At 66.8% G+C, this 26,308-nt stretch carries 28 protein-coding genes and 1 pseudogene; 15 read left to right on the forward strand and 14 right to left on the reverse strand.

The window, feature by feature from the left end:
* The first annotated feature begins 143 nt into the window (after positions 1–143).
* The 4 genes from M1L58_RS17885 (at position 144) to M1L58_RS17900 (ending at position 4,858) form a co-directional block, all read left to right on the forward strand.
* On the forward strand, positions 144–2,126 hold the full coding sequence (locus M1L58_RS17885; RefSeq protein ID WP_248659908.1) for an ABC transporter ATP-binding protein/permease: 1,983 nt from the start codon (positions 144–146) through the stop codon (positions 2,124–2,126).
* Between the two features lie 110 nt (positions 2,127–2,236).
* The gene (locus tag M1L58_RS17890) at positions 2,237–4,075 is read left to right on the forward strand and encodes an AMP-dependent synthetase/ligase (RefSeq protein WP_248659909.1); all 1,839 of its coding nucleotides are present in this window, start codon (positions 2,237–2,239) and stop codon (positions 4,073–4,075) included.
* The gene (locus M1L58_RS17895; protein WP_248659910.1) at positions 4,072–4,509 is read left to right on the forward strand and encodes a DUF6325 family protein; all 438 of its coding nucleotides are present in this window, start codon (positions 4,072–4,074) and stop codon (positions 4,507–4,509) included. The genes M1L58_RS17890 and M1L58_RS17895 overlap by 4 nt, the downstream gene beginning before the upstream one ends.
* A 13-nt stretch (positions 4,510–4,522) precedes the next feature.
* A complete protein-coding gene (locus M1L58_RS17900; RefSeq protein WP_006867649.1) occupies positions 4,523–4,858 on the forward strand; it encodes an SHOCT domain-containing protein in 336 nt (111 codons plus the stop codon).
* A gap of 21 nt (positions 4,859–4,879) precedes the next feature.
* Here the strand turns inward: M1L58_RS17900 and eutC are convergent, their stop codons facing one another.
* Positions 4,880–5,692 carry an ethanolamine ammonia-lyase subunit EutC gene (gene eutC, locus M1L58_RS17905; protein WP_248659911.1) on the reverse strand — a complete coding sequence of 271 codons (813 nt, stop codon included), beginning with the start codon at positions 5,690–5,692 and terminating at the stop codon, positions 4,880–4,882.
* A complete protein-coding gene (locus tag M1L58_RS17910; RefSeq protein ID WP_248659912.1) occupies positions 5,689–7,098 on the reverse strand; it encodes an ethanolamine ammonia-lyase subunit EutB in 1,410 nt (469 codons plus the stop codon). The genes eutC and M1L58_RS17910 overlap by 4 nt, the downstream gene beginning before the upstream one ends.
* Positions 7,099–7,437: 339 nt before the next feature.
* Between M1L58_RS17910 and M1L58_RS17915 the strand changes: the two genes are divergently transcribed.
* The 5 genes from M1L58_RS17915 to M1L58_RS17935 all read left to right on the forward strand — a co-directional run bounded on the left by M1L58_RS17915 (position 7,438) and on the right by M1L58_RS17935 (position 12,669).
* Entirely contained in the window at positions 7,438–8,229 is a 792-nt protein-coding gene (locus M1L58_RS17915; protein WP_248659913.1) for an enoyl-CoA hydratase-related protein, read from the forward strand.
* A gap of 33 nt (positions 8,230–8,262) precedes the next feature.
* Positions 8,263–9,012 (forward strand): SDR family NAD(P)-dependent oxidoreductase, encoded by a 750-nt coding sequence (locus M1L58_RS17920; protein WP_248659914.1) that lies wholly within the window; start codon positions 8,263–8,265, stop codon positions 9,010–9,012.
* A 24-nt stretch (positions 9,013–9,036) separates the two neighbouring features.
* Positions 9,037–10,734 carry a class I adenylate-forming enzyme family protein gene (locus M1L58_RS17925; protein WP_374112748.1) on the forward strand — a complete coding sequence of 566 codons (1,698 nt, stop codon included), beginning with the start codon at positions 9,037–9,039 and terminating at the stop codon, positions 10,732–10,734.
* A gap of 21 nt (positions 10,735–10,755) precedes the next feature.
* A complete protein-coding gene (locus tag M1L58_RS17930) occupies positions 10,756–11,901 on the forward strand; it encodes an acyl-CoA dehydrogenase family protein (protein WP_006867655.1) in 1,146 nt (381 codons plus the stop codon).
* Between the two features lie 93 nt (positions 11,902–11,994).
* Positions 11,995–12,669, forward strand: coding sequence for a TetR/AcrR family transcriptional regulator (locus M1L58_RS17935; protein WP_006867656.1), 675 nt, complete (start codon positions 11,995–11,997; stop codon positions 12,667–12,669).
* On the opposite strand, the gene M1L58_RS17940 is transcribed toward M1L58_RS17935, so the two are convergent.
* Positions 12,643–13,263, reverse strand: coding sequence for a TetR/AcrR family transcriptional regulator (locus M1L58_RS17940; RefSeq protein WP_006867657.1), 621 nt, complete (start codon positions 13,261–13,263; stop codon positions 12,643–12,645). The genes M1L58_RS17935 and M1L58_RS17940 overlap by 27 nt on opposite strands.
* A 76-nt stretch (positions 13,264–13,339) precedes the next feature.
* On the opposite strand from M1L58_RS17940, the gene M1L58_RS17945 reads away from it, so the two are divergent.
* Complete coding sequence (locus tag M1L58_RS17945) at positions 13,340–14,224, forward strand: alpha/beta fold hydrolase (RefSeq protein WP_248659915.1); 885 nt, start codon at positions 13,340–13,342, stop codon at positions 14,222–14,224.
* A gap of 18 nt (positions 14,225–14,242) precedes the next feature.
* Here the strand turns inward: M1L58_RS17945 and M1L58_RS17950 are convergent, their stop codons facing one another.
* A complete protein-coding gene (locus tag M1L58_RS17950; protein ID WP_006867659.1) occupies positions 14,243–14,455 on the reverse strand; it encodes a dodecin in 213 nt (70 codons plus the stop codon).
* A 96-nt stretch (positions 14,456–14,551) separates the two neighbouring features.
* On the opposite strand from M1L58_RS17950, the gene M1L58_RS17955 reads away from it, so the two are divergent.
* Complete coding sequence (locus tag M1L58_RS17955; RefSeq protein ID WP_127963271.1) at positions 14,552–14,959, forward strand: YchJ family protein; 408 nt, start codon at positions 14,552–14,554, stop codon at positions 14,957–14,959.
* Between the two features lies 1 nt (position 14,960).
* Here the strand turns inward: M1L58_RS17955 and M1L58_RS17960 are convergent, their stop codons facing one another.
* From M1L58_RS17960 to M1L58_RS17980, 5 genes are all read right to left on the reverse strand, one after another.
* Positions 14,961–15,905 (reverse strand): antibiotic biosynthesis monooxygenase, encoded by a 945-nt coding sequence (locus M1L58_RS17960; RefSeq protein ID WP_248659916.1) that lies wholly within the window; start codon positions 15,903–15,905, stop codon positions 14,961–14,963.
* A gap of 8 nt (positions 15,906–15,913) precedes the next feature.
* Positions 15,914–17,311, reverse strand: a complete 1,398-nt coding sequence (locus M1L58_RS17965; RefSeq protein WP_248659917.1) for an amidohydrolase family protein — start codon at positions 17,309–17,311, stop codon at positions 15,914–15,916.
* A gap of 258 nt (positions 17,312–17,569) precedes the next feature.
* A complete protein-coding gene (locus M1L58_RS17970) occupies positions 17,570–18,202 on the reverse strand; it encodes a DUF2461 domain-containing protein (RefSeq protein WP_248659918.1) in 633 nt (210 codons plus the stop codon).
* A complete protein-coding gene (locus M1L58_RS17975; RefSeq protein ID WP_248659919.1) occupies positions 18,199–19,311 on the reverse strand; it encodes a DUF6670 family protein in 1,113 nt (370 codons plus the stop codon). The genes M1L58_RS17970 and M1L58_RS17975 overlap by 4 nt, the downstream gene beginning before the upstream one ends.
* Positions 19,308–19,862 (reverse strand): CHAP domain-containing protein, encoded by a 555-nt coding sequence (locus M1L58_RS17980; protein ID WP_248659932.1) that lies wholly within the window; start codon positions 19,860–19,862, stop codon positions 19,308–19,310. Before M1L58_RS17980 ends, M1L58_RS17975 begins: the two co-directional genes overlap by 4 nt.
* 259 nt (positions 19,863–20,121) lie before the next feature.
* On the opposite strand from M1L58_RS17980, the gene M1L58_RS17985 reads away from it, so the two are divergent.
* The gene (locus tag M1L58_RS17985; protein ID WP_248659920.1) at positions 20,122–21,624 is read left to right on the forward strand and encodes a phospholipase D-like domain-containing protein; all 1,503 of its coding nucleotides are present in this window, start codon (positions 20,122–20,124) and stop codon (positions 21,622–21,624) included.
* Positions 21,625–21,722: 98 nt separating this feature from the next.
* On the opposite strand, the gene M1L58_RS17990 is transcribed toward M1L58_RS17985, so the two are convergent.
* From M1L58_RS17990 to M1L58_RS18000, 3 genes are all read right to left on the reverse strand, one after another.
* Positions 21,723–22,325, reverse strand: coding sequence for a TetR/AcrR family transcriptional regulator (locus M1L58_RS17990; RefSeq protein WP_248659921.1), 603 nt, complete (start codon positions 22,323–22,325; stop codon positions 21,723–21,725).
* Entirely contained in the window at positions 22,322–22,642 is a 321-nt protein-coding gene (locus tag M1L58_RS17995; RefSeq protein ID WP_248659922.1) for a rubredoxin reductase, read from the reverse strand. Before M1L58_RS17995 ends, M1L58_RS17990 begins: the two co-directional genes overlap by 4 nt.
* Before the next feature lie 175 nt (positions 22,643–22,817).
* Positions 22,818–23,417 (reverse strand): hypothetical protein, encoded by a 600-nt coding sequence (locus tag M1L58_RS18000; RefSeq protein ID WP_248659923.1) that lies wholly within the window; start codon positions 23,415–23,417, stop codon positions 22,818–22,820.
* A 300-nt stretch (positions 23,418–23,717) separates the two neighbouring features.
* On the opposite strand from M1L58_RS18000, the gene M1L58_RS18005 reads away from it, so the two are divergent.
* Positions 23,718–24,464, forward strand: coding sequence for a class I SAM-dependent methyltransferase (locus M1L58_RS18005; RefSeq protein WP_248659924.1), 747 nt, complete (start codon positions 23,718–23,720; stop codon positions 24,462–24,464).
* Between the two features lie 12 nt (positions 24,465–24,476).
* Here M1L58_RS18005 and M1L58_RS18010 read toward each other — a convergent pair whose 3' ends face one another.
* Positions 24,477–25,031 (reverse strand): TetR/AcrR family transcriptional regulator, encoded by a 555-nt coding sequence (locus M1L58_RS18010; protein WP_248659925.1) that lies wholly within the window; start codon positions 25,029–25,031, stop codon positions 24,477–24,479.
* Positions 25,032–25,157: 126 nt separating this feature from the next.
* On the opposite strand from M1L58_RS18010, the gene M1L58_RS18015 reads away from it, so the two are divergent.
* Together M1L58_RS18015 and M1L58_RS18020 are read left to right on the forward strand one after the other, a co-directional pair.
* Positions 25,158–25,952, forward strand: coding sequence for an ABC transporter permease (locus M1L58_RS18015; protein WP_248659926.1), 795 nt, complete (start codon positions 25,158–25,160; stop codon positions 25,950–25,952).
* On the forward strand, positions 25,943–26,209 hold the full coding sequence (locus tag M1L58_RS18020) for a hypothetical protein (protein ID WP_248659927.1): 267 nt from the start codon (positions 25,943–25,945) through the stop codon (positions 26,207–26,209). Before M1L58_RS18015 ends, M1L58_RS18020 begins: the two co-directional genes overlap by 10 nt.
* Here M1L58_RS18020 and M1L58_RS18025 read toward each other — a convergent pair.
* Positions 26,206–26,308: pseudogene (locus M1L58_RS18025) on the reverse strand (IS481 family transposase); the annotation flags it as partial. The gene M1L58_RS18020 and the pseudogene M1L58_RS18025 overlap by 4 nt on opposite strands.

The following is a 26,308-nucleotide window of genomic DNA, read 5'->3' on the forward strand; positions in this document are numbered from 1 at the left end:
CGGTGAACCCCGGGTTAAACTTCGCCCGATCAATGTAGGGCCCGGACCCGTTGTGTCGATTCAGCTTTCGACATTTTGTATTCAGTCGGACCATGATGTCGTCCGGGTTCCCGGTTGCGACATCCGAGGCGTAGGGAGCGTGCGTGGAGTACAGCATCGACTGGGGCAACGAGGTCTGGGCCAGCCTGAAGTGGCTGGCCATCGCATTCGGGATCGCCGCGGTCGCGATGCTCGTCATCGGTTTCCTGCTCGCCCGCTTCAGCCGATGGGGCCGACCCCTGTGGCGTGTGATCGGTGGGTTCTTCACCGAACCGGGTACGCGGCTCAAGGCCTGGGGGCTGGCCGCCCTGCTCACGGTGCTCGCCCTGCTCGGTGTACGGATCACCGTGCTCTTCTCCTACTTCAGCAACGACCTGTTCACCGGGCTCCAGACCGCGGCCGAGGGGCTGGGGGCCGGCGGCCCGCAAGGGGCCGAGATGCTCCAGGTGGGCAAGGATGCCTTCTGGCATTCGATGGCGGTCTTCGGCATCCTCGCGACGATCCACGTCGTGCGCACGATGATCGAGATCTACGTCGGCGCCGCCTTCGAGATCAACCTCCGCCGCTGGATGACCGGCGGCGCGGCGGCGGACTGGATGAACGGGCGCGCCTTCTACCGCAACCGTTTCGTCGACCTCAGCGCGGGTCTCATGCGCCGGAAGTGGTTCCGTCGAACGTCGGAGCCGTCGCAGAAGCCGACCGACATCCATCCCGGCGTGGACAACCCCGACCAGCGCATCCAGGCCGACATCACCAATGTCGCCTCGGTCGGATCGTCGCTGCTCTGGGGTGGCGGTGGCTCGTCGACCAACGGCGTGCTGACCGCGGTCGCCTCGATCGTGTCGTTCTCGAAGATCCTGTGGGACCTGTCCGGGCCGGTGACGCTCCTCGGCGTCGAGATCCCCCGGATGATGATGTGGCTGGTCCTGGTGTACGTGCTCGTGACAAGCGTCGTGGCCTTCGCCATCGGCCGCCCGCTCATCCGACTCAACTTCTGGCAGGAACGTCTCACCGCGAACTTCCGCTACGCCCTCGTCCGGGTCCGCGACGGGGCCGAGAACATCGCGTTCTACCGCGGCGAGCGCGTCGAGCACAACGGCCTGATGTCGCGTTTCGCTGCGGTGATCAAGAACTACTGGCAGATCATCCACGTCCAGATGGCCTTCGTCGGCTGGAACTTCAGTGTCAGCCAGCTCGCGGTGGTGTTCCCGTACCTGGTTCAGATCCCTCGGTTCTTCGACGGTCAGATCAAACTCGGCGACATGCAGCAGACGGCGTCGGCCTTCGGCGAGATGCACGACGCGCTGTCGTTCTTCCGGACCGCCTACGACGACTTCACCGGTCTGCGCGCCTCGATCATCCGTCTCGACGGACTCGCCGATGCCGACGTCAAGTCGCGTGCCATGCCCGAGATCACCACGGTCGATCGGGACCGGGCGGTTCGTCTCGCCGACATCAACGTCACGACCCCGACCGGCGACGAATTGATCCGCGCGCTCAACGTCTCCCTCGACCCGGGCGACGCACTCGTCGTCAAGGGCCGGTCCGGTTCTGGCAAGACCACTCTGCTCCGGGGGCTCGCCGGCCTGTGGCCGTTCATCGACGGCGAGTTCTCCCGTCCGCCGGACGCGCACACCTTGTTCCTGTCCCAGATGCCCTACATCCCGCTCGGTGACCTCCGCACGGCCGTCGCCTACCCGGCGCTGCCCGACGATGTCGGCGACGAGGCCATCAGACAGGCTCTGGAGAAGGTCTTCCTGCCGCATCTGGTCGGACGCCTGTACGACGAGGAGGACTGGGTCAAGGTCCTGTCACCGGGTGAGCAGCAGCGCGTGGCCTTCGCCCGCATCCTGCTGACGAAGCCGCAGGCGGTGTTCATGGACGAGGCGACCTCGGCGGTCGACGAAGGCCTCGAGTACGCGCTCTACCGACTTGTTCGCACCGAACTCCCGGACACTATCCTGGTGTCGGTCAGCCACCGCAGCACCACCGATCAGCACCACACCGAAGTGCTCGAACTGACCGGCGACGGGGCCTGGACGCTGTCGCCGATCGACTCGAGTCCTTCGCTTGACAAACGGTCTTGACCTGCAGGTTGTCGATCAGGGTCGTGTTTGCGTGATCTGATCCTGGCTCCCGCACCTACTCGCTAGTGTGATGCGCACCACAACCATCGCACCGGCGAGTAGGGGCCCAGATGACCACAGCAGACCTGATCACCTTTCCCCATGAAACCGGAGTCGACGTGTCGACTCTCCCGGCCGCGTTCCAACAGACCGTCACCGTCCGTCCGGACGCCGTGGCGATCCGTACCGTCGGCGGCATCCAGAAGATCACCTGGTCGCAGTACGCCACCCGCGTGGAGGCGATCGCCGGCGGTCTCGCCACCCTCGGCGTGGGGCGCGGGGACACCGTCGGCATCATGCTCACCAACAGGCCGGAGTTCCATCTCGTCGACACCGCGGCGCTCCACCTCGGTGCGGTCCCGTTCTCGATCTACAACACCAGCGCTCCCGACCAGATCGAGTACCTGTTCGGCAACGCCGAGAACAAGGTCGTGATCACCGAGCAGGTCTTCCTGCCGGTGATCACCGCCGCGAACACCGGCGTCGAACGCATCGTGGTCGTCGACGGAATGGCCGACGGCACCATCTCACTCGACGAGCTCGAACACACGCCTCCTCCTGCGGATTTCGACTTCGCCGCGTCCTGGCAAGCGGTGGAACCCGAGGACCTCGCGACACTGATCTACACGTCGGGCACCACCGGCCCGCCCAAGGGTGTCGAGATCACCCATCGGAACATCGTCGCGGAGATGGCCGCGCTGGCCGAGAAGCTCGAGGTCGGATTCGACGATCGCGCCATCTCCTACCTCCCGGCCGCGCACATCGCCGATCGCGTGTCGTCGCATGCGGCGAACATGATGCGCGGCATCCAGATCACCACCGTGCCCGATCCGCGTGAGATCGCCGCAGCGCTGCCCGATGTGCACCCGACGTTCTTCTTCGGGGTACCGCGCGTGTGGCAGAAGATCCGCGCCGGGATCGAGGCCAAACTCGCCGAGGAGTCGAGTCCGGTCAAAAAGGCGCTTGCCGGTTGGGCTTTCGGGGTCGGCGCGGCCAACGCGCAGGCGCGCATCGACGGCAAGGGGACGGGCCTCCTGGGTGGGGTCCAGCACGGACTGGCCGACAAGCTGGTCTTGCACAAGGTGCGCGCCGCCCTTGGGCTCGACGAGGTGTCGTTCGCCGGCTCCGGAGCGGCCGCCATCCCGCCGGAAGTGCTGAAGTTCTTCCTGGGCCTGGGGATTCCCGTGCTCGAGGTGTGGGGCATGTCGGAGACCACCGGCGTCTCGACGATGACCACCCCGGACAATCTGCGGGTCGGCACCGTGGGTTCCCCGGTGCGTGGCATGGAGGTCAAGCTCGCCGCCGACGGGGAGTTGCTCGTCCGCGGTCCGGTGGTCATGCGTGGTTATCGCAAACAACCGGAGAAGACGGCCGAGACGATCGACGCCGAGGGTTGGCTGTCGACCGGCGACATCGCGACGATCGACGACGACGGCAACGTCACGATCGTCGACCGCAAGAAGGAACTCATCATCAACGAGTCCGGAAAGAACATGTCGCCCACCAACATCGAGAACGCGATGAAGGCGGCGTCGTCGTTGATCAGTCAGGTCGTGGCCATCGGCGACGCGAAGCCGTACGTGTCGGCGCTGGTGGTCCTCGACCCGGAGGCGGTTGCGATGCGGGCGAAGAAACTGGACATGCCCGGCGCTGATCTCGTCGAACTGTCGGCTCATCCAGAGATCGTCGAGGAGGTCTCCGCGGCGATCCGGACCGGCAACGGGAAGCTGTCCCGGGTCGAGCAGGTGAAACGTTTCACCATCGTCCCGGCCGCGTGGGACCCGGGCGGCGACGAGTTGACCCCGACGATGAAGCTGCGCCGCAACCCGATCGCGACCAAGTATGCAGCCGAGATCGGCGCGCTGTACGAGCCCGAGCCGAGCGGGTCCGTCGTGGATCTGCGGTCATGACCAACGGAGACGAGTCGGCGGATCGCGAACTCGGTCCAGTCGACTACGTGGTCGTCGAGTGGGCGGGAACCCAGCCGACGGGTGAGGCGCTGCCCTACCTGATGGACCTGATCGACCGCGGGATCGTGCGACTCATCGACATCGCCTTCCTGACCAAGGCGGACGACGGCTCCATCGCCGAACTCGAGATCGGGGAGCTGAGCGCCGAATTCGCGATCTTCGACGGGGCGGCGACGTCGATCCTCGACGACACCGACATCGGCGAGGCCGCCGCCGCGCTGGAACCCGGCTCCAGCGCGGCGATTCTCGTGTGGGAGAACCTGTGGGCGGCTCCGTTCGCCACCGCCCTGCGCAACAACGGCGGGCGAGTTGTCGCGTCGGGCCGGGTACCGGTCGACGCGTTGCTCGAGACGCTCGACGCGATCGAGGAATGAAGGGACAGATGTCATGCCAGGTCTGATCCGCGGGGTCGCCCGCACGGCCGTGATCTCCGGAACCGCCACGGCGGTGAGCAACCGGGTGTCCCGACGCCAGGCCAGTCGGTGGGCACAGCAGGGGACCGTCACCCAGCAGGACCCGACTGCTCAGCGGTATCCCGACCCGCAGTACGCGCCGACGCCCTACCCGGAATCACCTCCTCCGCCCCAGCCGCCCCAACCACCGGCGCAGTCGAGCGGCATGGACACGATCGCCGCCCTGAAGGAGCTCGGTGCGCTGTACCAGCAGGGCATCCTTACCGAGGCCGAGTTCGCCGCGCAGAAGGCCAAGATCCTCGGGACGTGACACCTCGGGTCTGGTGGCCGGTCAGGACGGTTCGACGGTGCGTTCGTCTGCGGCGTCGATGTTCTCGACGGCGGCCTGGCGCGAGGTGTCCTTGAGCGCCACGCCCGACCGGCCGAGTTTGCGGGCGCCGTCGACCAGCGCTGCGGTGACCCGTGCGGCGACCTCGTAATGCAGTCCGTCCGGCGGGTGGATGTTGGAGATGCAGTTGCGATCGGCGTCGGTGCGGCCGGGTCGGGGCAGGTGGGTCAGGTAGATGCCGAGGCTGTCGGCGACAGAGAGTCCCGGACGCTCACCGATGATCACGATGAGGGTGGTGACGCCAAGGGCCTCGCCGATGTGGTCGCCGAGCGCCACGCGCGCCTGGGTGGCGATGACCGGCGGGGCGATGGTGTAGCGGCCCTCGAAGGCGTCGAGGAGGGCGGCCACCAGGCCGTGGGCATGGTCGACGACCGCGCGTGGCGACAGCCCGTCGGCGATGACGATGCCGATCTCCGCGCCGGTTTCGGAGAGGGCGGACAGATCCTCGGGCATGCGGCCCAGATCCGGTCGGCGCAGATACTCGCCACGGTCGGAGGCCCGGCTCGTCACGACGACCGGATCGCCGAGGTCGAGATCGGTGAGCGTCTCGGCGAAGGCCTCGGCGTCGAGGGGTTCGTGGACCGCATCCCGCGCTGCCGCGTGCGCTGCCTGGAACTCCAGTACGCGACGCGACGGCAACGAGCTGCCGGCGCGTCCCAGACCGATGCGCGCCTGGGTGGTCCGCCGCATCGCGGCCCAGACGTCGTCACCGCCGTCGGGGGCCGGGGACTGGCGAGACTCGTCGGGCGTGCTCATCGACCGGCCGCCAGGGGCAGTAGCGGGGAGGCGGCCGGGTCGACCGGCAGGATTCGGCCGTCGGCGTCGGACATGCCGAGACGGGCGAGCCATGCCTCGAACTCCGGTGCGGGACGCAACCGGAGTGCCTGCCGGACGTACAGCGCGTCGTGGAAGGCCAGGCTCTGGTAGCCGAGCATGACGTCGTCGGCGCCGGGTACCGCGATGACGAAGGCCGCGCCCGCGACGCCGAGGAGCGTGAGCAGGGTGTCCATGTCGTCCTGGTCGGCCTCGGCATGGTTGGTGTAGCAGACGTCGACGCCCATCGGGAGGCCGAGAAGCTTGCCGCAGAAGTGATCTTCCAGTCCGGCGCGGATGATCTGTTTGCCGTCGTAGAGGTATTCGGGACCGATGAACCCGACGACGGTGTTGATCAGCAACGGGTCCAGGGCGCGTGCCACCGCGTACGCCCTCGTCTCGAGGGTCTGCTGGTCGACGGGTTTGCCGCCGGTGCCGAGGTGGGCGCCCGCCGACAACGCGGACCCCTGACCGGTCTCCAAATACATGACGTTGTCGCCGACCGTGCCCCGCCGCAGCGATCGGCCGGCCTCGTTGGCCCCCTGCAAGATCGACAGGTTCACCCCGAATCCCGTGTTGGCTCCCTCGGTTCCGGCGATGGACTGGAACACGAGGTCCACCGGGACGCCCTGAGCGATCAGGTCGACGGTGGTGGTGACGTGCGAGAGGACGCAGGACTGCATCGGGATCTCGAACCGCTGCCGGATGTCGTCGAGCATGTGCAGCAGGTCGGCGGTCGCCTGTGGTGAGTCCGAGGCCGGGTTGATCCCGATCACCGCGTCGCCGCAACCCATCAGCAGGCCGTCGAGGGTGGCTGCGGCGATACCGCGTGGATCGTCGGTCGGGTGGTTGGGCTGAAGTCGGGTGGCGATGCGGCCCGGGAGGCCGATCGTGGTCCGGAAAGCCGAGGTGACCCGAATGGCCGAGGCAACCAGGATCAGGTCCTGGTTGCGCATGATCTTCGATGTCGCAGCGGCCATCTCGGGGGTGACGGCGGGGGAGACGCGGGCGATGCGTTCGGCCGCGTCGGAGTGGGTGGAGATCTCGAGCAGCCAGTCGCGGAACCCGCCGACCGTCAGATGCGAGATCTCCGCGAAAGCCGCGCGGTCGTGGGTGTCGACGATGAGGCGGGTCACCTCGTCCGACTCGTACGGGACGAGAAGGTCGTCGAGAAACGCCGACAGCGGGACATCGGCCAATTGCCATGCCGCAGCAGCACGTTCGGCATCCGAGGTGGCGGCGCAACCGGCCAGCTCGTCGCCGGAGCGCCGCGGTGTGGCCTTTGCCATCAGTTCGACGAGGCCGTCGAACTCGTAGGTCGTCCCGGAGATGGTCTGGGTGAATCGCATGGTCCCCGAAGTCTAGGTTCGCCCGGCCCGCTGTGCATGACGAACAGCGGCTCTTCGAGTGACCTCCCGCGTGCGGGTTTCCCTCCCGCCGGACTGATTCCCTCCCGCGGGTCAGGCCTGACACGCGGGAAGGAATCCGGTCCGCGGGAAGGAAATGGACCAGCGGGAACACCGGCACGGGAGTGACCCTTGACACATCCGAACCAATGAATGTACGTTCACTCATACCAACACACGAGTTCATAAAGAGACTCGTACCTCTCGAAAATCACCGCTGATCACCGCAGATGCCCGCACGGACGTGCCTCGGGCGATCCCCCACCGCAAGGAGTGAACAGGATGGATTACGAAGACATCGACTACACGGTCGAAGGTCCCACCGCGATCATCACGATGAACCGGCCGCACCGGTACAACGCCTTCCGTGCCAAGACGGTCGAGGAGATGATCAACGCCTTCCGACGCGCCTGGGCCGACAACGGCGTGCAGGCGGTGATCCTGACCGGGGCCGGCGAGAAGGCGTTCTGCACCGGTGGCGATGTGAAACAGCGTGCCGAGACCGGTGATTACGGTCCCAGCGAGAGCGGCATGTTCGAGATCGGCAACCTGCACAAGACGATCCGTGACATCCCCAAGCCGGTCATCGCCGCGGTCAACGGACTCGCCATCGGCGGTGGTCACGTGTTGCATGTCCTGTGCGACCTCACCATCGCCGCCGACACCGCACGCTTCGGTCAGTCCGGACCCAAGGTCGGCTCCTTCGACGCGGGGTTCGGCTCGGCCTTCCTCGCTCGTGTGGTGGGCGAGAAGCGGGCCCGGGAGATCTGGTACCTGTGCCGGCAGTACGACGCCGAGACCGCCGAACGGTGGGGCCTGGTCAACTGGGTCGTCCCGGCTGCGGACCTGCTCGACGAGGCGAAGAAGATCGCCACCGAGATCGCCGAGAAGTCGCCCACCACGCTGCGTTTCCTCAAGCAGAGCTTCAATGCCGACACCGACCACCAGGCCGGGCTGTCGAATCTCGCGATGAGCGCGCTCGACCTCTTCACCCATTCCCCGGAAGGGCTCGAGGGAGCCAATGCCTTCACGGAGAAGCGCGCGCCGCAGTTCAACCAGTACGTCGGTGCCTGATCACCGTCCCCGCGACAGGACAGAGGAAACCGCATGAGTGACAAGCACATCGCCGTCGTGACCGGTGCCGGGTCGGGCATCGGCAAGGCCATCGCGCTCGGCTTCGCGGCGCAGGGCACCACGGTGGTCGCCGCAGACCTCGACCTCGACGCCGCCAAGCGCACCGCAGAGGAGGCCGGTTCCATCGTCCCGATGGCCGTCGACGTCGCCGACCGGACGAAGGTCGACGAACTCCGGGACGCCGTGAACGCCGAGGTCGGCGTACCCGACATCCTCGTCAACGCCGCCGGGTGGGACCGCACGGACCAGTTCCTCAACGCCACCACCGAATTCGCCGAGAAGGTGGTGGCCATCAACTACCTCGGTCCCGTGCACATGGCCAGCGCATTCCTGCCCGGCATGGTGGAGGCGTCGAAAACCGACGGCTGGCAGGGCGGCCGTGTCATCAACCTCGCCTCCGACGCCGGTCGTGTCGGATCGGCGGGCGAGACCATCTACGCCGGAGCCAAGGGCGGCGTCATCGCCCTCTCGAAGTCGCTCGCGCGGGAGATGGCCCGGTACCAGATCACCGTCAACGCGGTCTGCCCCGGGCCCACCGACACCCCGCTGTTCCAGGCCCAGCCGGAGAAGCTGAAAGAAGCTCTGGTGAAGGCGATCCCGTTCCGCCGGCTCGCACGACCCGACGAGGTCGCCGCACCCGTCCTGTTCTTCGCCTCCTCCGCGGCGTCGTTCATCACCGGCCAGGTGGTCAGCGTCAGCGGCGGTCTCACCATGGCCGGCTGACCGGCCCAGCACCGGAGGACCGAGATGACAACTGAGGGAATCGACATGACCCCCGACACGAGTTACGTCTACGACGCACACGCGTACCGCAGTTTCTTCGAGCACGAGTTCACCTACCTGAACGGATTCCGTCGCAACGTCGGCCGATACGCCGGCGAGATCGCGATGATCGACCCGCTCACCGACCGGAAGTGGACGTACGCCGAACTCGGTTCTGCGGTCGACGAACTCGCGGCCGGCCTCGCCGACCGCGGGGTGACCGACGGCGACGTGGTGGGTTATCAGCTGCTGAACGGCCCGGAGTTCGCACAGCTCTACCTGGCGACGCAGGCGGCCGGAGCGGTCGGGTCACCGGTGAACTTCCGGCTCGCGGCAGGCGAGACGGCAGTGATCCTCGACATCAGCCGACCGAAGGTCTACGTCTACGACGCCGGTCTCGGCGCCATGGTCGGTGAGGCGATCGCACTCGCCGAGCACACACCGGAATTGCTGGTCGGGGTCGGGGAGGGGGAACTCGTCCCCGGCTCCATCCGCTTCGACGACCTACCCGTCGCCGGTCGTGCGGCGCCGACGGTCACGCGCGGTGTCTTCGACGAGACGACCCGGTTGTACACCTCGGGGACCACCGGTATGCCCAAAGCGGTGCCGATGAACTCGGCCATCGAGATCTTCTCGGCGCACGACGTGATCATGCACTTCCCGCTGTCACCGGACGACCGGACGCTGAACATGACCCCGTGGTTCCACCGTGGCGGCCTCTACTGTGCCGGGCCCAATCCGTCGTTCTACCTGGGCTCCTCGGTCGTTCCGATGCGCACCTTCGACCCGGAGCTCACCCTCGACTGGGTGGAGAAGTACCGCCTGACGTTCCTCATCGGTGCACCGACCAACCTGGCGATGCTCGCCACCGCACAGTCGGCGAACCCGCGTGACCTCTCCAGTTTGCGCGGCATCGTCACGATGGGCGCACCGCTCGAACGCGAGGCCGCACTGCGCTACCATGAGGTGCTCACCCCGCGGATCTTCAACGGCTACGGCAGCACCGAGGGTTTCTGGAACACCTTCCTGCGTCCCGACGACCTGCCCGACCACGCCGGAACCGCCGGGCGTGCCTGCATCGACGACGACGTCCGCGTGGTTCGCGTCCACGACGACGGCCACCTGGCGAGCCCGGACGAGGTCGTCGCCCGCGACGGTGAAGAAGTCGGCGAGGTCATCATCCGATCACCCAAATGCGCAGCCGCCTACTACGACTCCCCGCAGCAGGAGAAGGCGAAGTACAACGGCAGCTGGCTGTACATCGGCGATTTGGCCACCTGGGATGCGGGCGAGTTCGTCACCATCGTCGGACGCAAGGACGACATGCTCCTGTCCGGTGGTGAGAACGTCCACCCGGTCCAGGTCGAGGAGGCGCTGAACGGCCATCCCGGAGTGGCGGATTCGCTCGTGGTGGGTGTGCCCGACGAACAGTGGGGAAGCCTCGTCGTCGCCTACATCGTGCCCGCCGACGGGGGTGCCCCCACTCCGGAGGACCTCGACGCGTACTGCCGCACGCACCCGATGTTGTCGAGCTTCAAACGTCCGCGCGCCTATCGCATCGTCGACTCGCTGCCGGTGTCGGCGACCGGGAAGAAGCTGCACTACAAGGCCACCGAATCCGCGGCACGAGAGATGGCCGACGGCGTGTTCGCCGCGCCGGCCACCGACCGCGTCCACGGCTGACACATCCGAACCGGAGAATTGATGTCTTCACTCATCCACGACCTCGAACACAAACACTTCCGTGAGACGGTCAGACGCTATGTCGCCGAACAGATCACCCCCGCGCACGCCGACTGGGAGAGTGCCGGACAGTGGGACCGCGGACTGTTCGTCGAAGCAGGCAAGAACGGCCTTCTCGGCTTTCCCGTACCCGAACAGTTCGGCGGTCCCGGCGTCGACGACTTCCGGTACAACGCCATCCTCATCGACGAGGTGGCACGCACCGGCGCCGCCGCCGAGGCCATCGCCTTCTCCCTGCAGAACGACGTCGTCCTGCCGTATCTCACGGAGCTGACCACCGACGAGCAGAAGGCGCGCTGGTTGCCGGGTGTGGTCGGGGGTGACACCGTGCTGGGCATCGCGATGACCGAACCCGGGGCGGGCAGCGATCTCGCCGGCATCCGTACCTCCGCGGTCCGCGACGGTGACCACTACGTCGTCAACGGTGCGAAGACCTTCATCTCGAACGGTCGCAACGGCGACCTCTTCGTGGTCGCGACCCGGACCGGCCCCGAGAAGCACAAGGGGCTCACGCTTTTTGTCGTCGAGGCGGACACTCCCGGATTTGTGCGGGGTCGCAAACTCGACAAGATCGGGCTGCACGCGCAGGACACCAGCGAACTGTCCTTCGAGGACATGCGCGTGCCCGTGGCCAACCGGCTGGGTGAGGAGGGCGAGGGTTTCTACCAGCTCGTCCGCAACCTCCCGCAGGAACGGCTGTCGCTGGCCGTCGGTGCCGTCGCGGCCGCCGAGGGTACGTTCGAACGCACTCTGGAGTACGTGCGGGAGCGCACCGCCTTCGGGTCGCCGATCTCGTCGTTCCAGAACACCCAGTTCGTCGCCGCCGAGCTCGCGACCGAACTCGACATCGCCCGTACCTTCCTCGACGACTGCATAGCCGAACACGTGGCCGGCGAGCTGACGCCGGCACGGGCCGCGAAACTCAAGTGGTGGGCCACCGAGCTGCAGGTACGCACCGCCGACCGGTGCCTGCAACTGCACGGCGGCTACGGCTACATGCGGGAGTACCCGGTGTCGCGCGCGTTCGTCGACGCCCGCATCCAGACCATCTACGGCGGTACCACCGAGATCATGAAGACGATCGTCGCCAAGGACCTCGGTCTCTAGGGCTTGTACAGTGAGTGAACGCTGATTCAACTTCCCGGGTGCAGCCCGTGGATCGACTCGGCGCTCACGAGCGGATCAGAAGGAAGTACTGCGATGGCGAAACCTGCCACGGCGAGGTCGTCGGCCGACCTGGCCGTCGAGGAGGCGGTGCGCGCGGTGCGTGTGTCCACGCGCCGCCGTCAGCTGCTCGACGCCGCGGTGAAGGTCATGGAGCGCACCGGCTTCCACCAGATGTCGATGCAGGCGCTCGCCGAGGAGGCGCAGGTCAGTGTCGGACTGTTCTACAAGTACTTCGGCGGCAAGGAAGAGATCCTGCTCGCCGCGATCGTCGACATCCTCGAGGCCTTCCGGGATCAGCTCCAGCCCGCCATGGACCGTGCCGGCGACGACCCCGTCGAACAGTTGATCGCGGGATTCCGGCAATACGCGACCATCGTCGACGAGAACCGCGACGCCGTCGTGCTGACCTACCGGGAGAGCCGCACGCTCGACGCCGCGGGACGTGAGCGGATCAAGGAACTCGAGGTCGAGACCTCCGCGCCGATGCGGGCCGCGGTCACCGCCGGCATCGAGGCCGGGCTCATCCTCGATGTCGACGCCGACCTCGTGGTCTTCGACCTGATGATGCTGGCGCACGGATGGGCGCTCAAGCACTGGCATTTCGCGCCCGGATACGACCTCGACCGGTACGTCTCGGCGCAGCTCCGCTTCGCGTTGCAGTCCCTCGTCGTCGAGGACGCCCTACCGACGTACCTCGCCCGCCTCTGAGATCGGTTCCGCCCGAGCCGGTGTGGCGAGCGCGCGCGCGTAGCAGCCCATCGCCCGTCCCGCGGCGAGGATGGCGTCGGTGGAGCGCTGGGTGCGGGCGACGATGAACGCTCCCTCGAGCGCCGACACCGCCGCGGTCATCAGTGAGCGGGCGTCCGCCTCGGGGAGTCCGCGCGCCGTGAACAGGGCCGCGCCGGTGTCGATCCACGACGACATGACCTCGGCGGCGATCTCTCGGAGGTCGGGTTCGGCGTCGGCGATCTCGCCGGCGACGGTCCCGACGGGACACATGTTCAGCCACCCGCCCTGTTCGATGGTCTCCGCGGCGGCGACGAACGCCGCCTCGATCCCGTCGGCGGGGTCGTCGTAGGGAGCCAGGAGCATGCCGACCAACTCGCCGTAGGCCGTTCCAGACTGTCGGAGTGCGGCGGCCGCGATGTCCCGCTTGCCGCCTTTGAAGTGGTGATAGATCGAACCGATCGGAGCGCCGGACGTCTCGACGACCTGTTTGATCCCGGTCGCGGCGTACCCCTGCCGGCGCAGGAGCTCGGTCATCGCCACCACGATGCGCTCATCGGTCTTCACCCTGGTCATTCTAGAACAATGATTCTAGAATGATCATTCTAGAGGCCGGGTCGGCCTCGTCCGTCCGAGGTGAGGAGCGTGCACCATGTCGGAGCTCAACCGGAAGACGAGCGCCGCGTCGGGTGTTCTCCAGCGAATCGAAACGCCGGCCGGCACGGTCGAGTACGCGGAGGACGGGGATGGGCCGCCGGTCGTGTTCCTGCACGGCCTACTCATGGACCACACGGTGTGGGACGACGTGATCCCGTTGCTGCCGAACGGGTTTCGCTACATCCGCCCGATCCTTCCCCTCGGGTCGCACCGTATCCCCCTCAACGAGGACGCGAACCTTTCGATGGACGGGATGGTCGGGCTGGTCGCGGACATCCTCGACGCCCTCGACCTGCGCGACGTGACCCTCGTTCATTCCGACTGGGGCGGTTCGCTGTTCCTCACCTCGCTCGGGCGGGACGAGCGTGTCGCGAGGATGGTGGTTCTCCCGTGCGAGGCCTTCGAGAACTTCCCGCCCGGATTGCCCGGCAAGATGGCCACCCTGGCGGTGCGCCTGCCCGGGGGCATCACCCTGGCGGCACGCCAGCTGCGGGTCGGGTGGCTTCGGCGATTGCCGGTGCTGTGGGGATGGATGGTCGACAAGCCCGTCGACGACGAACGAATTCGCCGGTGGACGGACCCGGTCCTGCGTGACCCGCGTATCCGGCGCGACGTCACCAAGTACGCGACGACGTCGTTCGATCCCGCCGAGCTGGTTCGGAAAACCGAGGCATTGCGGGGGTTCGGCGGAGAGGTGCTCGTGCTGTGGTCGCCCGACAACCGGGTGATGCCACCGGCGCACGGACCACGTCTCGCCGAACTCGCGCCGCGGGGCCGCTATGCCGAGATCCCCGGCGCGGCGGTGCTGTCCATGCTCGACGAACCGCAGGCAGTCGCGCGCGAGATCGGCGCATTCCTCACCGCCGCCACCAGGGGCTAGTACGTCTGGGCTCCGGAGTCAGGAGCCTTCGATCTTGAAGCCGACTTTCAGGGTGACCTGGAAGTGCGCGATCTGTCCGTCCTCGATGTGACCACGGGTCTCGGTCACCTCGAACCAGTCCAGATGGTTGACCGTCTGCGATGCACGGGCGATGGCGTTCCGGATCGCGTCGTCGGTGCCGGTCGCGGCCGAACCGACCACTTCGATGACCCGATAAACATTGTCGGACAAGGATTCTCCCTCCGTTGGGGTCGGCCCGGTCACCTCATGGGCAACCGGACCGCCTCTTGGGTGATCTCGTTTCTGTCTACCCCTAAGATGCGGGGAATGAACACCGAATCGGCAAACCGAGATCCCGGCGCGAGGTGCCCGTGCCTGTCCGGATTCCCCTTCGGCGAATGCTGCGGACCCGTCCTCGCCGGTGAGCGCGCCGCGCCGACCGCAGAGGCGCTGATGCGCTCGCGCTTCACCGCTTTCGCCCTCGGTGACCGCAACCACCTGTTGGTCAGCTGGCACCCCGACACCCGCCCGGACGACCTCGAACTCGACGACGCGATGCGCTGGTACCGCTTGGACGTCGAGTCGACGGACGGTGGATCGCCGTTCGACACCGAGGGGGAGGTCACTTTCACCGCGTACTACAAGTCCGGCTCCGAGCGAGGGTCACTCCACGAACGCAGCCGTTTCACCCGGTACGACGGGCGGTGGGTCTATCTCGACGGGGTGCTCGGCTGAGTCAGCTGTCCACGTAATCCCAGAACTGGAGCCAGGTGACGTTGGCGAAGATCACCAGGCACACGATGTAGAGCAGCAGAATCGTCACGGTCCCGGCCAGATTGCTGCGCAGGCCGTCGCCGTCCACCGGATCCAGCCAGCGGCGGAACGGTTTCGCCGCCCACGGCATGAGCCACCATTGCATCAACCCGACGCTCACGACCTGACTCAGCCACAGTGCCAGCCATGGTTCCGCTCCGATACGGTCGAGCACCGGTCCGAGGAACCGGGACAGGATCATCACCGTGGGGTACAGCACCAACAGGACCATCATCGCCGACTTCCAGTTCGGCGTCTGACGGAAGCGGCCGTTGTCGGTGCGCACCGTGGTGCCGAAGGCGGTGGTCGCCGACATCGTCTCGAAGTCGTGGGTGAGGCTCGATCGCAAGATGTCGAGCGCTTCGCCGCGTTCCCGAGATGACACCCAGGCCGATAGCTGCCGGGCGGTGCGGAAGCGCAACACCGACAGCGCGGACCCGGTGGCGTCGTCGATGAACAGGGCGGTTCCTTCATATCCGCTGAACTCCGATGCGGCGTCGGTCAGTTCACGCTGCGCGCGGAGGAACTCGTCGGACCTGCCCGGGAGGATGTCGTGACGGAAGGCGCCGACTCCGGTCGGGGGAGCCTCGCCGTCGACCAGTACGAGCGTCGGCGCCGACGGCAGAAAGCCCAGATCGCTTCCCCGGCGCAGGATCTCCGCCCGCTGGGTGCTGTCGAGCCAGCGGTCGCAGGCCTCGGGGTCTGCGAACGTCGCCGCCACCGCCGGTTCGAAATGCCCGTCGGTCACCGTCGAGATGTCGGTACCGAGGCAACCCTCGGTGTCGGCCGCCGACCCGGCGAGCGATGCCGCCCAGTCGGCAAATCCCGCCTGCGAAGCGGGATGGAAGACCGACAGGGTGACGACCATTGCTCTGGCTACAGGACCACTTGTCGGCCCTGGACGTAGACCTCGGCGATCGAGGATTCGCGAATTCCCATGAGCAGCCCGAAGAGGGTCTGATCGCGGGCGAGTACGGGGTCGTCGGAGCGGACAGCGTTGTCCAGCATGGCTTTCAGGCCGTCGACCGGTTCGATGACGAGAAAGTCTGCTTCCTTGCCCTCGTCGAAGTTCCCGAAGCGGTTCTCCATGTCGAGCGCGCGGGCCCCGCCGAGGGTCCCGATGAACAGCATCTCCGCCGGGTGCATCGACACCCCGGCCTCGCCGGGTTCGGTGATGTGCTGTTTGAATGCGTCACCGAGGACGCGTGGGATCAACCACTCGTCGCCACCGCCGAAATCGGTTCCCGCGGAGATGTTGACCCCGGAGGCGACCGTGCGCTTCCACGGCATCGTCCCGGACCCGAGGAACAGCTGTGACACCGGACAGTGGGAGATCGAGGTCCCGGTCTCGGCCATACGCGCGAGTTCGGCATCCTGGCAGTGGACGCTGTGAGCGAGGATGGTGCGCGGCCCGAGCAGGCTCTTGCCGCCGACTTGCGAGCCGGGAAGGAACTTGCCGTCGTAGGTGTCGAGGTACGAGTCGACCTGATAGACGTCCTTGGTCGTGTCGATCTCGCCGGTACCCGGCCGGTTGTTCTCGTTGAGGTGAGTGTGCACGTAGACACCCCGGTCGCGGTATTCGTCGTAGAGCTCGCCGAGATTCCGCAGGGTTTCGGTCGTCACCGACAACGAGAACCTCGGCACGATCGCGACGTGCAGGAGCGCCGTTCGGTGGTCGCCGGTGTCGGCGGCGTGCCACTTCTCGATCTCGTCCCTCGTCAGGCGGATTGCATCCTCCTCCGACGTGAGCAGCGGCTTCGCGGTGTCGCCTCCGACGGTCTGGATTCCGCGCCCGGAGACCAGGCGCAGCCCCGCCTTGCGGGTCTCCTCGAAGAGCGCGTCCTGCGCGTGGGGAAACGCCGACCCGAACGCCATCATCGCGGTCGTCCCGGCCGCGACCCGTCGCTTGGTGAACTCGACTGCCGCGGTCCGCGCGAACTCGGGATCGACGAACTGCGATTCGGACGGGAAGATGCAGAGGTTCAGCCACTCGAGAAGCTGTCCGCCACCGTAGGAGTCACCCGCATAGGTCTGCGGGAAGTGGATGTGCGTGTCGACGAATCCGGGGATCAGATAGCCGCCGGGGTGTTCGTGCCGTTGGGCGGACGCGAACTCTGCTGGTAGGCGGGACTTCTCACCGCAGTACTTGATCGTGCCGTCGGCTCCGACCACCAGCGCCCCGTCGGGGATCTCGACGAGCGCGTCCGACGCTTCGGCGATCAACGGGTTGCCGGCCAGATGGAAGATGTGACCGTGGTGAACATGATCGGGCATCTACAGGCTCCTCCGCTCGCAGGCGGACATCACGTGAACGGGCATCACCGAGCAAGAATCGCACGCCCGAGGTGCTGACGCAGGTCGGCTTGACGGTGGCGCCGTCGACGGCGCCACCGTCACAGGCTTGCAGTCAGTATGAACTCGCCGACCTGAGCGAGAGGGACCAGATCGCGAACCGCTACCGATTCGTGTCCCGCGGACCCCGTAGCCGATGTCTCGGGGCGTGACGCGAAAGTCGTTCGGGACGCTCGGTGTTCAGGTGGCGGCGTGGCGGACGATCCAGTCGACGAGCGTATTGGTCTCGCGCCAATCCTTGCGGACGCGGTCGACGAGCGCCGGGGTGTGGATGACCTCGTCGAAGCCGTAGTCGCGGCCGGCGAAGAGCGACTTGTGGCGCAGCAGTTCGATGCGCGGATGATCGATGTCGTAGCCGCGCGGAGCGGTCTTCAGGCGGTCGCCGCCGATCTCCCATCCGGCCTTGGCGAGTTTTCGAACGATGCGCTCGAGCTCGGGGCCGTGCCGGTCGTGGTCGATGGCCTTCCGCAGTTCGGCGAGGCGCGCCGGCGCAGCCTCGTAGAAACCCGCGCCGACCCGGACACCGGGTGCGCCGATCTGGATGTAGTACCCGGTGGCCGGTGCCACCGCGACGAATGCACCCTGGTGCGTCTTGTACGGAGACTTGTCCTTGGAGAAGCGCACATCGCGGTACGGGCGGAACAGCTTGGCGATGCCGAATTCGTCGGCGAGTTCTTCGGCAAGAGCCGTCATCGGTTCCGCGACCGCGGTGCGATAGATCTCTTTGTGCTGCTCCCAGAAGAACTTCGAGTTGTCGATCTCGAGATCGTCGTAGAAGTCGAGAGCGGCTTCGGGGAATCCGTCGAAGCTCATGGCATTCCTGTCGTCGCTGTACCGGACCCGTTCCGGTGGCGGTGGGGTCGTTCGTCGATGTGCTCGGAGTACCCCCGCGTGGTGAACTCCTCGCCGTCGACGCGCACCCGTGCGTCGTAACCGGAAATGTAACCGCGACCGACCGCGAATCGCTGTGGACAGTCGTAGGTTCCGACGACCGAGACGCCGCTGCAACCGAACTCGAAGACGCGGGGGAGGAATCGCTCGTTCCCGTGTGAGTCCGTGGTGGGGGTGTCGTCCGTCTCCAGCACGCGGTGATAACCCTCGTGGACCTTGTGATCGGCTGCGCCGTCGAGTGATCGGCGGATGACGTTGGTCTCGACGATGCTTCCGGAGACCCCCAGTTGGGTGAAAAGGATCTGGCGTTCACCGGGTAGGTCGACGACGTGATAACTGAACCACTCCAGCGGGATCTGCCGGTCCGCGGCCCGGCGGAGCACCACATAGGGACTGATGGAGCGCGCGTACTCGAGGTTTCCGACTCCTGAGATCTCGGTCGTCGCACCGCGGTGCGTCACCTGACCCCGGTAGCGTCCTACGTGGCCGATGTGTTGCCAGACAGGTGATCTGACGAACCAGGTGGGATTGGGTCGACACGTCATCGTCAGCTCGGCGTCGAGGTCACCTGCATGGATCCGGATGTCGAACTGCGGGTGCGTGCCGGTGATCGACGCCAGGGTGCCGAACTCTGCGCGGTTCGGTGCGAACCGCCCGTCGCGTCGGATGGAGAGCACCTCCCGCGCGTACGCGCTGTCGGCACCACTCGACGCGGAGGCGACGATGATGTCCTGCGGGTCGTCGGGGGTGGCCTCCTGCGGGAAGTCGAAGGCGCGGAGACCGGTCATGCCGGCCATGACCATCAGGCTCAGGTATCGGTGTGGGTCGGGCAGAGACGGCAACATGAGGCCGTAGTGGCTCCACCCGAAGCGGCCCGGCAGTTCGGTGTGCGGCAGGAGATCGAGCGATCCGTCGAACGGCTTCTGCGAGGCGAGGTGTGCGGCGTCGGTGAAGTGCCGGGCCACCGCCAGTGCGGGTCGCAAAGCGCCCGGAGGGCGCGAGCGGTAGATCAGCCGTCTATCGTCGGTCATCGCTCGGCATCCCGCTCGAGGTCGAGGCGTCCGAACCCGACGACGCCGCCGTCGGACCTCCAGTCCAGTTCGTGTACCCGGATCTTGCGCATCTCGTTGCCCCCGACCGTCGTGGCCTCGTCGCCGTCGACCCGGACCACGATATTGGTGTGCTGGCCCAGGGCCGACGACCGGTCGTAGAGGACGACGTCGCCCACGCGGGGCGTGTAGTCGCCGACCGGCTCGAAACGTCGGCTGTCCTCGAAATACTCCTGGAGGGTGAACACCCCCGGAATTCGCCAGTGCCCCGAGTGGGGGTTGGCGAACGGTGCCCCGGCCTCGCGCATGATCCAGCTGACGAAGTTCGCGCACCACGGTTCGTCGACGCCTTCGGAGTAGAAGGTGCCCGGACGCTGCGCGGCGTGCTCGTCGCGGAGCAACTCGACGATCCGGTTCTGCGTCGGCGTCAGCCGGCCGGCGTCGACCTGGGGAAACTCCGCAGTGTCCCACGGCAGCCACCGCTCGGGGACGGTGCGCCAGGCGATCACCCCTGCGCCCAACATCAGGACCATGACGAGCGCGGCGGCGACGACGAACGGCCGGCGTCGTCGACGGGCTGGGCGTTCGCCGAGGTCCCTGCGTTCTTCGAGGTCCCCCTGTTCCCCAAGGTCCCTCTGTTCCGCAAGGTCACTGGCCGAGTCGGGTCTCACCCCGACGAGTGTAAGGAGTGCCACGCGGTGCGGTGCCGCGCTGCGCTGTGGGTGTTGGCAGAATGACGGGCTGGCGGGGGCTGCGAAACACGACCGTGAGAAGAACGGGGCGGAACACCACATGACGGACGAACCGGGGCACGAGCCGATACTGCGTGCGGGGGACACCTGTCGGGAGATCGCGACCGCCGACCGCGTCGCCTGCATCGTCGATGCGGCGGATTACTTCCTGCACGCCAAGTCGGCGCTGCTGCAGGCGCGCCGCCGCGTCATCCTGATCGGCTGGGATGTCGACACGAGGATCAGTCTGGACCCGCGGTCACCGGAGGGAGACGTCCCCGACCGGCTCGGCGAATTCCTCAAGTGGCTCGGCGCGAACCGGCCGGGACTCGAGATCTATGTGCTGCGCTGGAGCACGGGTGCCTTCACCGGGATGCTGCGCGGTGTGGCGCCGCCGTTCGTCCAGGACCTGTTGACGGGGCGTCGACTGCATTTTCGGATCGATGCCGCCCATCCGGTGTCGGCCGCACATCACCAGAAGATCGCTGTCATCGACGATCAGTTCGCGTTCTGCGGCGGCATAGACATGACCGTCGACCGCTGGGACACTTCGGAGCACCTCTCGCACAACGACTTCCGTCGTGATCCCGATGGGGAGCCACATGGTCCCTGGCATGACGTGACCGTCGCGCTCGACGGGGATGCGGCACGTGTAGTCGCAGGTGTCGCCGTCGACCGGTGGGAAGCGGCGACCGGTGAACGTCTGGCGCCCCTCGTCGACACCGAAGGTCCCGACATCTGGCCCGAGGAACTCGGGGTCACCTTCACCGACTGCGAGGTCGGGGTCGCCCGAACCATCCCGCACTACAACGATCGCGAGGAAGTCGACGAGATCCGCCGCCTCTACAAGGCGGCCTTCGCAGCGGCCCGACGCACGATCTACATCGAGAGCCAGTACCTGGCGGCCCGCGAGATCGCGGATGCGCTCGCCGAACGACTCGCCGAACCCGATGGTCCGGAGATCGTCGTCGTCCTCCCGCGGCATGCCGACAGCCCGGTCGAACGACTGGCCATGGACGGTGCACGGCACAAACTGCTCCGGATGCTGTGGCGTGCCGACGTCCACGACCGGTTCCGCGCCTACTATCCGGTGACCTCGGAGGGCGACGAGATCTACGTCCACGCCAAGGTGCTCGTCATCGACGACATCCTGTTGCGCATCGGTTCGTCCAATCTGAACAACCGATCGCTGGGCTTCGACAGTGAATGCGACGTCGCGATCGAGGCGCGCCGCGACGACCCCGACGATGCACGCATCCGCGACAACATCACGTCAATGCGGACCCGGCTGCTGTCGGAACACCTCGGCGTCGATGCCGAGGTCTTCGACGACGCTGTGCGAGAGACGGATTCGCTGGTCGGGGCGATCGAGGCGCTGGCCACCCCGGGCCGTACACTCGAACTGTTCGACCGTGAGGTCATCGATGACGAGGCCTCGATCATCGCCGAGAACGAGCTCGTCGACCCGGAGGACGCGAGCACCCCGCTGGTCGAACGGGTCTACCGCAGTGTGCTCCGGCGGGGAGCCGGAAAACGTCTGACGCGCTTGACTTCCACGCGCTGAAATCCGTCCCTGCGACGAGACGCCACCGCTCCCTGAGGTGCGAGGAGCGCCAGCGACGAGCCACGAAGGGCTGGCGACGGTGCGTTGCAGGCCCTGGCTCAGTCCCGGATTCGCGCGGCTTCGATGGCCGGGGCGATGATCTCGGCGAGGTCGGCCGCGACGTCGCGGTTGCCTTCCGGCGGCATCGCGACGAAGCTCAGCGCCATGCGGGTGATCGCGCGCGAGATCCGCACGATGTCGGAATCAGGCATGGCCAACCATGTCGACTCGCGAAATGCCTGCGACAGTCGCTCGCTCGCAGTGGCGATGATCGGCGCCACGTCGGTCGTGATGAGTTTCATCAGATCCGGCTTGGCCTCGCCGGACAGCAGTGACGCGATCAGGGGATCGGTGGCCACGCCGGTGAAGTACTCGGTGAAAGCAGTGCGCAGCGCGCCGGTGACATCGCCGACGTGGTCGGCGAGAGATTCGGCCACATGCCCTGCGAAGCGGTTCGCCAACCTGACCGCATATCCCTGTGCCAGGCCGTATCTCGACCCGAACTCGTTGTAGACGGTTTGTCGGCTGACACCGGTGGCGGCGGCGACATCCGACATGCGGATCGCCGACCAGTCTCGCTCCGTCAGAAGGTCGTGCAACCCGTCGAGTAACGAGTTGCGCAGCAGCGACTCGCTGTCCTGCCCGTGATTACGTGTCGTCATCCTGCCGCGCCGACCGGCACCCGCGCGCTCTCGATCTCGGCGCGCAGCGCACTCCCGCCCCCGGCGTCAACGGCGATCCCGGCGTCGACGTCCACGTCGAAGTGCGCGGCCGTCGCCGGCCACCCGTTCATCTGGATGTTGCGGCTGTGCTGCATGGACCATGCAAGCGGGACGCGCGGGAGTGGGGTCGCGGGACCAGGAGCGAGTCCGAGGTCGGTGGCGATGGTCATGGCCACCAGTTTGCCGTGCTCGGTGGTGGTGGGCCACTGCCCGGCACCTGTCGGCTCACCGGGACGGACGGTCGCCGGGCCAGGCACTGATCAAGACAATGGGCGTTGTCTATACAAAAGTTTCGGTTTGTAAAGTACCCTTCTGCAAAGAAGATCCCTCGCGCGTTTCTGTCGGGGGAGGGCGCGAGGGATCTTCCTGGGGGAACTCCGGGGCGGCGGGGGAAAAGGGCCGCGTCCGGAATCGAGGGGAGCTACCCCTCTGTCATGGGGTGTTGATCCAGTTCAGGATCGACTGTGCGGTGGCGGGATCGCCGTTGCTGATGCCGATTGCCGCACCGATGGCAGCGCCGACCCCGGCGCCCCAGATGCAACCGACGATGACGAGGCAGCCGATGATCAGGCCGGCGAGCGCACCGATCGCAGTGGTCACGTTGCCGCCGCGGTTCCAGCCGTTGTTGATGTGCCAGATCATCTGCTGATACGCGCGATCCTTCTTCGCCGACGCGGGACGAACGCCCGCCGCGATCGCGGCGTGAGCCTCCGGCGTGAGGATCGGGGTGAAGGTCGCCTGGGTGCGATCGGCGCTGACCTGCGTGCGCAGCGGCACCTTCGCCCCGTTGAGGGGCAGGGTCAGGGCGACGCGTTCGAGCAGCCGCCCGTTCGGGTCGACGACCCGCAGCTCGCTCCCGGCCGATACGAAGGTGGCGTTCCGCAGGGTCGACGTGACGGAGGTGCCGTCCGCGGAGGCGATCGACAAGTGTGAGGGCGCTGCAGGTGCCGGCGCGCCATGGGCAGTGCCGAACGAGATCGTGAGCACGGCGATGGCCAACGCCGTGATGCCGAACAGGCGGAAACGCTTCATCGGTCGCTCTCCACTTCGTCGTCTGCATGTGGTCGTTGCCGTCGCCGCGATGACCACACCCGGCCACCTAGTGGGCTCCGAGCGCTTTGTCGGGTTCGAGCGGTGTGATTGTTGCACCGTTCCGATCGCGCATGTGCATCTCCGATTCCATTTGGTATGAACGGATGACGTCCAAACATGTGGACCATGTGATCGAGGGAAGCGCCCCGAGGATGGCGCGAGGACCAGCTGTACTGACCCGGGCCGGTCGAGATCGATTGGCATGAGGTTCGAATGGTCGGTGAGTCGTAGCATGGAGGAGTGGGTTTCGCCGTCCCGCCCGAGGCGTACGGACGCTTCATGGGCCGCTACGCCGATCCGCTCGCCGAGGTCTTCACCGCCTTCGCGGGGGTCGGTGCCGATTCGGATGTCCTCGACGTCGGGTGTGGCCCCGGGGCGCTGACCTCCCATGTGCTGACACTGGGTGCTGCTGTGAGCGCGATCGATCCGTCCCCACCCTTCGTCGATGCCTGTCGCGAACGATTTCCCGACGTTGACGTGCGCCGTGGTACTGCCGAGCAATTACCCTACGACACAGGCGAATTCACCCACGTACTCGCGCAGTTGGTGGTTCATTTCATGACGGACCCGGTTCGCGGTCTCGCGCAGATGGCACGCGTGACACGTCCGGGCGGGACCGTCGCGGCCTGCGTGTGGGACGGGCCGACCGGAGCGCTCGCCCCGTTCTGGGATGCGGTACACGTGCTCGAGCCGGACGCCCGGGATGAGGCGCTGCTGTCCGGCGCGCACCGTGGTCATCTCACGGAACTCTTCGCGATGGCCGGACTGCGGAGCGTCGTCGAGGAGCCGATCACCGTCGACGTTGTTCATCCGAGTTTCGAGGAGTGGTGGGAGCCCTACACTTTCGGCGTCGGTCCGGCGGGCGAGTATGTGCAGTCGCTCGACGCCACCGATCGGAGCGAACTCGAGGCGGTGGCGCGGAAGCGTCTCGGCGACGGGCGGTTCATCGTCTCGGCCACTGCGTGGGCCGCACGCGGGGCGGTCTGAGCGCGAGGCGGGTCATTCGTCGGACGACGGGCGCATACCCGCCAACAGGATGGACACCAGGCGCGGCACGAGGTTCGGGGTCACTGCCGCGACGGCCTCGGGCTGAGGGCGTGTGATGAGGCCGATCCCGACGATCAGCTCGAGTGCGTCGAGGTCGTCACGGACCAGTTCTGCGTTCTTGGCCGAACCGAGCAGTTCGTCGACGCGGGCCAGGGTCTGGGTCTGGGTGGTGCGGACCGCAGCGGTCACGTACTCGGCCAACGCCGCAGACAGGGCGCCGAGATCCAGCTCGACGAGCCGATTCACGAACGCCGTCCACGCGGCGTCGGGTGTGGTGGTGATCTCGGTGAGACCCTCGTCGGCGGCGCGCCCGATGTCGTTCAGGATCGCGAGCGCCACTTCGTCAGCGAGCGCATGCCGGGACTCGAAGTTGCGATAGAGCGTGGCGATCCCCACCCCGGCAGCCTCGGCGACGGTCTCGAGTGCGACACCGCCGCCCTGTGCCGCGAACAGTCGACGGGCCTCTTTGACGATCGCCTGACGACGGCGCGCTGCATCTGCTCGCATGTCCACGTCCTCTCGACCCCGTGACTCGTCCGTCACATCGGTGTTGATAGCCCCAGCCTAACCGGAGGACTATCATCCACTAAATATCGGAGGAAAAGCATCCGGTTTAGGTCTGGAGGACAGTCGATGACATCCACGGAGATGGGAATCACGGCGAATGAGGAGAAGGTGGCCTCGGGAAAGAAGACGCCGCCGGCCATGGTGATGCTGGTGGGTCTGACCGCCGGTTTAGGTGCCATCCTCATCCTCCTGCTGATGGTGTTCATCCTGCCGTCGCTGAAGAGCGGTGCCCACGATCTGCGGGTCGGTGTGGTCGGTGCGCCGGCCGCGGTCAGTTCGTTCGAGCGAAGCCTGGCCACGGCGGCTCCCGACGCGTACGAGCCTCAGCGCTACGACTCGGAGGCCGGGCTGCGAGACGCGATCGAGCACCGTGAGGTGGTCGGCGGTTTCGTGGTCGACGAGGCGGGTGTCCACACCCTGGTTGCCAGCGCAGGCTCGGCGTCGATCAGCGGGAGCCTCACCGGTACCGCGCAGGCGGTCGGGCAGGCAACTGGTGAGAAGGTGACGGTCGAGGACGTCGTCCCGCTGCCCGAGGGCGACCCCACCGGCATCGGCATCGGCGGTCTCGCGTTCCCGCTCGTGTTCGGCGGTATCGTGCCGGTCGTCGCGTTCCGGAAGATCTTCCCGCGCAGCAACGGCTGGTACCTGGCCGGTCTGATCACCTTCTCGGCCGTCGGTGGCGTCATCGTGGCGTCCATGCTCACCTTCGGGTTCGGCAGTATCGACGCGGGATTGTGGTCGACGGGCTTCTGGGCGGTCGCCGGTTCGATCGCGCTCGGTGTCGCCGCCCTGGCCATCCCTCTGGCGGCCTGCAGAATGCGTTCGGCGCCAAAGGTTTCACCATCGGTGCGATGGTCATGATGTTCCTCGGCAATCCGCTGGCCGGTATCGCCGGTTCGGCCGCGTGGTTGCCGTCCGGGCTGGGCACTGTCGGACAGATCCTGCCGCCGGGTGCGGCCGGAACCCTGGTCCGCTCGGCCGCCTACTTCGGCGGTGCAGCCGGTCTCACCGCGGGGCTGACGCTGGCCACCTGGATCGTCGTCGGTCTGGTGCTGTTCGTCACGGGTGCGCGACGTGCCGCCGTGTCGAGTGCCGAAGCCGTCGAGATCGGCAGCTAGGTGTAAGACCCGGGCAGGTTGTGAACGTGTAGGCGTTCGATCGGGGTGAGTCCGCCGATGCCGGTGTGGGCTCGGTGGTGATTGTAGTGGTGTAGCCAG

The sequence above is a fragment of the Gordonia sp. C13 genome (assembly GCF_023218005.1).
Lineage (GTDB): Bacteria > Actinomycetota > Actinomycetes > Mycobacteriales > Mycobacteriaceae > Gordonia > Gordonia namibiensis.